The organism is Stieleria sp. (assembly GCF_041595215.1).
Taxonomy (GTDB): Bacteria; Planctomycetota; Planctomycetia; order Pirellulales; family Pirellulaceae; genus Stieleria; species Stieleria magnilauensis.
This window is the reverse complement of record NZ_JBFHKV010000357.1, coordinates 1-7,473: the sequence shown is the minus strand read 5'-3', so window position 1 is coordinate 7,473 and position 7,473 is coordinate 1. Positions and strand designations below refer to the sequence as shown.

The window sequence follows — 7,473 nt, the reverse complement described above, 5'->3', positions numbered from 1 at the left end:
GCAGCCCGTGGCGTCGATGGAAGTCCATCGTCGCCGACGCCAAAGCGGCCTGGCCGGCTCCCGATCGTCGGTATCGCCTGGATCACTCCGTCCTGTTTCCCGAACGCGACGAGAATCGCGATACGGCGTTTGAGCTGAACTACAACCTTCGCTTCGATACGGCATGGCGCGAGGTGGATTCGACGGCGGAACTGGCGCGCGTGACCCCCGAGATCGAATACCGTGTCCGGCGACTGTTTGAGTACCTGCCCGCCGGACGACCTGCGGCCACCAGCGAACCGCAACATGAAACGCGTCTGAAATCGGTGATGGCCGTCTTGGTCTTGGGGCCAATTCTCTTTGTGGTGTGCCTGATCTTGGAAGCATTGACAGCGGGCAAACGGTTCGATGCCTCCGCCGTCGCCGAGCGGCTTCGCCCGCTCACTCCCGAAGAGGTTCACACCTATTTCCAATCATCAGCGCCGCCGTTCTCATTGCAAGATCTGTTGGCGCGGCTGGAGAGCGAAGGAAAACTTTCGATCGAACCGGTACTGAATCACGAAGGGAAAGAGACCGACGAGCTGCAGTTGCGTCTACTCGTCCCACTCGCGTCGCTGCCACGGGTCGAACAAGCATTCGCCAAGTGGATCTTTGGTGAAGACGACACGACGACCAGTGAAGCCATTCGAAACCGAGCGTGTGCATCGGGAGTCGATGTCAGTCAATATTGGCGGAATTTGATCGCGGAATCGACGTCCAACCAAGACGCCTCGCGTCTTCCGCGGATCGCGCTTGTGCCAATCGCGATTGGGTTATGGGGCGGTTCTCTGCAACTGAACGGTCTGCAGCGCGATGACGAGTTGATCGTGGTGGTCGTCGTCAACTTCTTGGCACTGATGCTGACGCTGGGGTGGCCGAAACGTTGGTGGCACGTCGGAGTCGCTCGACGTGGTCTGTTGCTGCATCTGATCGTGCTGGCGACCGTCTATGCGGCGATGCATCTGGCTGTCAATCGACCGTATGCTGCCCAAGCCTGGATCGGATCGGCCGTCAGCATCCTGGCGTACTTTAGTGCCCAATTGATCGCCGCATGGATGCCGCACCGCGGAGTCTGGCAAGTCAAACGCGAACTGTATCGAGTCCGCCAATACGCGAGGGGCGAACTGCGAAAATCGACACCGATGCTGGACAATCGCTGGATGCCGCACCTCGAAGCACTCGGGCTTGGGCCAGAGATGAAACGCCATCGGAGTGAAATGGGCCAGTCCCTTCGTGCCGCAGCGATCTCACGATCCCATGATCACACGTCCGAGGCAATCCGTTCGGTCATTCGTGTTCCCTATACGGGAATTCCTGCCCAACGGTTGATCCGGGAATCCGGCTGGGCGGATGTCTTTCTCCTTTCGCCGGACGAGCTGAACGCTGACGATGATGACGATGCATAGCACCGCTTGACACCTACGCGGGTGTGTCACGTCGTAGCGAGATGAGGCAAAATGATACGGGGCAAAATGATACGGGGCAGAATGATACGGGGCAGGATGGTACGGGGTAGAATGATGCGAGGCAGGGTGATGCGAGGCAGGGTAATGCCAGACGGAATGTTGGGCGAATTGGCTTCAGTCGAAGAGGGACTGGGGATCGATTGTCAACTTGCAGTTTGCGGTGGCGAGCATGAGGTGGAGCGTGGCGTCGAGTGGCGGGTGATCGCTGCCGGCGGCCGTCACGTGCTCGATCGTTTTTTCGGCCGGGTCGATGATCAGATAATGCGGGACATCGTTCTCACGGCACAGCGTGCGTTTTGCCGTCAGGTCTCGGCCGCGGGTGGAGTCCGAGAGCACCTCCACGACGAGCTCCGGCGGCCGCTGGAGGTGTTTTTCAGGCTGGTCGCCACAAATGACCATCAGGTCCGGGCGGATCACGGTGTCGTCGCCGATGATCCAGTCCAGATTGGTGTACACCTCGCAGGGGCATTGATGCTGGTCGATTTGGTTTCCGATCATTCGTGACAACCGGGAGATGACGCGTTCGTGCGGGCCGAACGGTGACGGCCCCATCGAGATGGCGACGCCGTCGATCAGCTCCCAGTCGCCTTCCCAGCGGGCGTAGTCTTCCAGCGTGTAATGGGGGATGTAGCGTGGTGCGGTGCTCATCGAGACGTGCTCTGCGGGAACGGTTGCCGGTTTGCGGGGACGGAATTGATTGTAGCGGCGGTGCCGGGTCGCGGCCAAGCGAAACGACGGGGCGCTGGATCGGCGAAGGCGTGTGTTTTTAACCACTCGCGAGTGGCGTGGCAGGGGCGCTGAAGACCGGAGGGCTCGCGTCCTGCCGCTGGCATTGGCACGACAGGAGTTAGCGGAACGGCGCGAGCCGTCCGGTTTGACCGTGAAAGACCGGAGGGCTCGCGCCCTACCGCTTGCATTGGCGGCGAAGTGGCAATCTGGTCCACGGTTCCCAGGTAGCGTGTTTTGGCGGTTCGGTGGTACGGTATGCAAATCAAATCCGTTTCTGCGTCGCAGGTCTTCGAATGATTTTGATTGACACCTTGTTTACCGGTTCTCCATTGCTTGCCAGTTCGGTGGAGGAAGCTCCGATCGAACCCGCCTCCGCCGGCGTGATGCTGCTGTTTGCCGCCGTCATGTGCGCCACCTACGTGGGCGTTGCGATCGAGCGATTTCACAAAACGGTCGCGGCGCTGTGCGGTGCGGCGGTGTTGGTGGTGCTCGGTTTGGCGTTGGGTCTATTCGAGTACCCGAAGCTGTATGAGTTCCTGAAGGAAGACCTGAATATTTTTGGCGTGATCATCGGCACCGGAATCCTGGTCGATGTGGTCGGCAAGAGTGGCCTGTTTCATTTTCTGTCGATGTGGATTGTCCGCTTCACCGGCGGGTCGGCGTCCAAGCTGTATCTGACGTTGTGCCTGGTCACGTTCGTGTTCGTCGCGGTGCTGACGATTGTTCCCGCGATGTTGATCCTTTCGTCGTTGGTGCTGGTGATCTGTCGCTCGCTGAATTACAAGCCGATGCCGTTCTTGCTGAGTGTGGCGATCTGTGCCAACAGTGGCGCGATCGCCACGTTTGCCAGCGGGCTGCCGAACATCATGATCGGTACGGCGGCGGGAATCCCGTATGCCCATTTCTTGCAAGTCAGCTTGCCGTACGCGGTCGTTTCATTGGTGATCGCGATCGCGGCACTGCGATTTTTCTTTCGCAATGACTTGCCATGGAAGCAAACCGAGGAGCAACAGGAAGCGCTGCGTGCTCAGATCGAGACGTTTGATCCCTGGGCGATGGTCGAAGACAACCGCGTGCTGCTACGCAGCGGCACGATCCTCACGTTGACCGTGATCGGATTTGTGTTTGCGCAGCAGATGGGCGTGGGAATGGATTTCATTGCGATGGTGGGCGCGACCGCGGCGCTGCTGTTTGCGGGCAAGGGTGTCGAAGATGCGATCGGCAAGGTGAACTGGACCGTGATTTTGTTTTTCATGGGTCTGTTCATCATCATCGGTTGTGTGAAACAAACCGGCGCGTTGGCATGGGTGGCCGAGCAAGTGATCGAGTTGTCGGGGAACGAGTTAACGCTATTGGTTCCGCTGCTGGGCGTTTTCTCGGCGGTTGCCAGCAGCATCGTCGACAACATCCCGGTCGCCGCGACGCTGATTCCGATCGTCAAGGACATCGCGGCCGATGGCACGGTGCCGATCGAACCGTTGTGGTGGACCCTGATCATTTGCTGCAACCTGGGCGGCAACGGAACACCGATCGGATCGATCTCCTGCGTGATCGCGATCTACGCACTCAAGAAAGAAGCCGGTGTGCACGTCGGCTGGGGAACGTTCTTGAAGATCGGGGGTTTGATCATGTTGTTGCAGGTCGCCGGCGCGATTGTTTACGTGCTGTTCCACTACAACAATGGATGGATGCCGGCGTTGTCCTAAGATTGCTTCAGTTGTTGCTGAAGCCGTAGCCGACGGTGGTTTCGCGACCGAGCGGGTTGCTGGCGAATGCTTCGTAGCATTGTTCGCAAAGGTCATATTGCTCGGGACCATCGTCGAGATCCCTTCCGCACAGGACGTCGTCGATTTCGTCGAGCGTGTCGTGCAGACACATGCCGATTTCGGCATTGAGTTCTCGCTGCAACTGATCGTGCAGTTCAGCGAGTTGATCCAGGTCGTCTCCCTGGTCACTGTTTGGCTCAACCACATTGGCCATACGAACATCGATCTCGACGACAAACCTTGGTTCCGTTTCCGGATCGATCGTGCGTTTGCAGCGATCACAGGTGTAGTGGATCATGGGCGATTCCGACTCGCGTTACGTTCGAAGAAAGCGGTCACCCTCTTGCGAGAGTGTTCACGGACAACAAATGACAACACTTTTGATCCGCCGCTCACACCATGGTAATGGCTGTGAGCCGTTGATCGCAAGCTTTTTGCGGCAACCCGCTAACGGGGATCCGTTGCAGGTGGTTCACCACTGCTAGCGTCAACTTTGGGGATTTGATTACGCCCCAAACGCACTTCGATCAACATGCCCGGTAGAAAATTCAGCGGCAACTGATCGACATCTCGGTCATCGAGCACCTTGGTTTGGTATCCTAACGCATCAGCCTCGGATAACAGACGCGTGATTGCGGGAGCATGCCCGTATGCCAAAAGACAACGTCCGCCCGGGTTGAGATGCTTTGGCAACCCGGCCAGCAGCGAATCCATCAATGCAAAATCGGGGTCGTAAAAGGCATGATCGGACGGTGCAGCGACCTTACCGTCCTCCCACGGCGGATTGGACACAATTAAATCAAACCGTTCGTCCGGTTCCAGGACCGCAAAGGCACTCGGATCCGACGGCGAAACCTGGCGGACGTCGAACGATTCGTCCAATTGATGCATCGCCACATTGTAGCGGGCGTTGGCGACTGCCGCCGGGTTGATGTCGGTCGCCACCACCTTCTGGGCTCCGTTGGCCAGGCACAACAGCGACAACAAGCCGGTGCCGGTACCGATTTCCAGCACACTGCGTCCCGCCGCGATCTGGTCCTCGACAATCAGTTTCCGCAGCGACGTGGTGTCGTCGGGCTCCCAGAACACACTTTCAAATTGAACCAGCGGTTGACCATCGATCTGTTCCAGATCGGGCAGCACGACGTACTGTTCGACGTCATAGGAGTAATCGAGATCGTTTCGTTTCGATGCCGGACACCCCAGGCACGACAGCAGAGTCGTGGCCGCCACGGCGTGAATCAAAGACCGCCGGTGGCCGGTGCCGCGGGTGATCCGCGGAGAAACGAGAGCGTTCATTCAACCAGTTCTCTTTGTAAAGCGGCTTCGATCGCCGATTGGTATTCTTGTTCGGTCAATTCCAGGATGTCGCGCATCTGGGTCATGACCTGAAGTTGTGCCCCGTCCATCTTACCTTCTGCGGTCGCGGCCAAGAACATCGCCTGAAGCGCCTCGGACTTTTGCGTTTCGCTCCAACGTCGGGAAACCGTCATCACGTAGTTGGCCGCGCGAATCTTGTTCTGCTGTGCGATCGAGCACAGTTCACCCAATTCCTCTCGGTCGACCATCCGGCCGAGCAGTTGTTGGGCGATCTGCTGAAGCACGTTGACCTCGGTGTCGCTGATCTGGTCGTCGGCCAAGACGACGAGCACGGCGCTGCGGAGTGCTTCGCGTTGGAACTGTTCGGCCTGAACCTGTTCGTGTTCACGCTGGTCCATCTGCAGCACGGTCGGATCCCACTTGTCGCGACAGCCGCGGCAATCGACAAACCATTCGGCGGCACCGATCGGCACGACGGGAATGAAGTACAGCGTCAGAAACGGCCGCCGGGACCGCAAACGATACTCTTGGGCGCAGCGACACGTGGGGCAGTAGAACTGCCCCGTCTCGCGTGTCCGCGTCAGGTTCATCGTGCCGATGAGGATCATGAAACACTCTGCGGGATAACCTTGGCTTTGGTGCCCGGCTGGCACCGATTTGGAGTTCTTGTCTGATTTTGTCGATTTCGAAAGGGACTCCGCCGATAACGATAGTGTAGGCACACCCAATCTCTCTAGCGCCACCGAGCCATTCCGATGCGGATCGAAACTCAGCGTTTTGGCAACATTACTGTCGATCAAGACCAGCTTCTACTCTTTCCCGCAGGACTGATCGGGATGGAAACGCTGCGCGATTGGGCGCTGCTTCCTGATTCGGAGAATCCGGCCGTGGCGTGGTTGCAATCGGCGTCACGTGGAGATCGGGCACTACCGCTGATCAGCCCCCGGGCGTTCTTTCCGGACTATCGCGTTCAGGTTTCACGTCGGGAACTGGCCGGATTGCACATGCGACCGGGCACAGAGCTGTACGTCTTGACGACGGTTTCGGGGCACAGTGGAAAGCTGACGACGAATCTACGCTCGCCCATTCTGTTGAATCTCAGCCGACGGCTGGGTTGTCAGGTGATCACAGACAACGACTATCCGTTGCAGCAAGGCGTCTCGTCGTTGCAGTCGGAAAGTCTGGTGGTGCCGTTGACCGACGCCCCGTCCACGGCGGCCGATGCGGTTGCGGCGGCAACGTCGTCGAGCCTGATCGGGCAGATCAACCGCGCGGCGTAACGCCAGCTCGCTGTGTGACGCCGCCATCGTTGTCGATCCTGACCGACCGTCGGCGGATCTTGAGGGTCTCGCGGGGCCGACGAACGCCCATCACATTGGGAATTTCGTTCCAACCCGGCAGGCGCGATGAATCGGCATGACCGGCATGCGCCGACTTCCGCAGAACGTTGTCAAATGCCGGGACCGCTGCGCCGATGAACAGGTTGTCAGGAGGCACGTACGCAGGACGCGACGGGGTCTGCTGATCTTGAATCACCCTTTCCAGTCCATGGAAACCTTTCTCCACCGCGATTCGATCGCGTCGGGGAGCCTGCCGACTCGGGTGGTTTAATCGTTGATGTAACCTCCTTCTGTTTCCTTTAGAATTCAATGATGTCGAGGCCAATATGCTGGTCCTATCCCGACACCGCGACGAAAGCATCATGATTGGCGACGATGTCGTTGTCACGATTGTCGATATCCGCGGCGATAAAGTTCGCTTAGGTATCGAAGCCCCACAGTCGATCCCGGTTCACCGACAAGAAGTCTACGACGCGATCCAACGTGAAAATCGACGCTCGTCACAGACAAGTGCCGCCGCGACCAAAGACGTCAAACCGCCACGCGATTAGGCTCCCGGTCACCCCGACTGCCACAGCAGCGTTTGCGATCGCCAGTGCGATCGGCGATTGGCTGTGCAGTTCGCTATTGATCGATGGTCGGATTGTCGTCCAAGTCACCTTCGGTGATGATCGTGAATCCTTTCTCGATCAATGTCTCCATCGCCATTTCGATGTTTTCCACCATGATCGCCACTGCCGGCTTGCCCAGCGGTCGGACGATCAGTGGATACGTTTGGATGATGTTCAGCTCGGCCTGCAGCAACGCGGTGCAGACGCGGAGCAGCGGTTGAGG

Annotated in this window: 7 protein-coding genes and 2 pseudogenes; 4 read left to right on the top strand and 5 right to left on the bottom strand. The window is 58.5% G+C overall.

Annotated features, from left to right (window positions below; all coding sequences use genetic code 11):
- A partial coding sequence (locus ABX749_RS15120) for a hypothetical protein (RefSeq protein WP_372896702.1) occupies window positions 1-1,424 on the top strand: 1,424 nt, incomplete at its 5' end.
- Window positions 1,425-1,598: 174 nt separating this feature from the next.
- Here ABX749_RS15120 and ABX749_RS15115 read toward each other — a convergent pair.
- Window positions 1,599-2,132 carry a Uma2 family endonuclease gene (locus tag ABX749_RS15115; protein ID WP_372896701.1) on the bottom strand — a complete coding sequence of 178 codons (534 nt, stop codon included), beginning with the start codon at window positions 2,130-2,132 and terminating at the stop codon, window positions 1,599-1,601.
- Between the two features lie 374 nt (window positions 2,133-2,506).
- Between ABX749_RS15115 and ABX749_RS15110 the strand changes: the two genes are divergently transcribed.
- Window positions 2,507-3,919 carry an ArsB/NhaD family transporter gene (locus ABX749_RS15110; RefSeq protein ID WP_145211916.1) on the top strand — a complete coding sequence of 471 codons (1,413 nt, stop codon included), beginning with the start codon at window positions 2,507-2,509 and terminating at the stop codon, window positions 3,917-3,919.
- 7 nt (window positions 3,920-3,926) lie between these two features.
- On the opposite strand, the gene ABX749_RS15105 is transcribed toward ABX749_RS15110, so the two are convergent.
- The 3 genes from ABX749_RS15105 to ABX749_RS15095 form a co-directional block, all read right to left on the bottom strand.
- The gene (locus tag ABX749_RS15105) at window positions 3,927-4,277 is read right to left on the bottom strand and encodes a hypothetical protein (RefSeq protein WP_145211919.1); all 351 of its coding nucleotides are present in this window, start codon (window positions 4,275-4,277) and stop codon (window positions 3,927-3,929) included.
- A 149-nt stretch (window positions 4,278-4,426) separates the two neighbouring features.
- Entirely contained in the window at window positions 4,427-5,278 is an 852-nt protein-coding gene (locus ABX749_RS15100) for a 50S ribosomal protein L11 methyltransferase (RefSeq protein WP_372896700.1), read from the bottom strand.
- Complete coding sequence (locus ABX749_RS15095; RefSeq protein ID WP_145211925.1) at window positions 5,275-5,907, bottom strand: TerB family tellurite resistance protein; 633 nt, start codon at window positions 5,905-5,907, stop codon at window positions 5,275-5,277. Before ABX749_RS15095 ends, ABX749_RS15100 begins: the two co-directional genes overlap by 4 nt.
- A 147-nt stretch (window positions 5,908-6,054) precedes the next feature.
- Here ABX749_RS15095 and fliW point away from each other — a divergent pair.
- Together fliW and csrA are read left to right on the top strand one after the other, a co-directional pair.
- A pseudogene (gene fliW, locus ABX749_RS15090) lies at window positions 6,055-6,480 on the top strand (flagellar assembly protein FliW); the annotation flags it as partial.
- A gap of 485 nt (window positions 6,481-6,965) precedes the next feature.
- Window positions 6,966-7,190: a carbon storage regulator CsrA gene (gene csrA / locus ABX749_RS15085; protein WP_095739475.1), complete on the top strand. Its 225-nt coding sequence runs from the start codon at window positions 6,966-6,968 to the stop codon at window positions 7,188-7,190.
- Window positions 7,191-7,263: 73 nt separating this feature from the next.
- Here csrA and ABX749_RS15080 read toward each other — a convergent pair.
- Window positions 7,264-7,473 (bottom strand): annotated as a pseudogene (locus ABX749_RS15080) (acetolactate synthase); the annotation flags it as partial.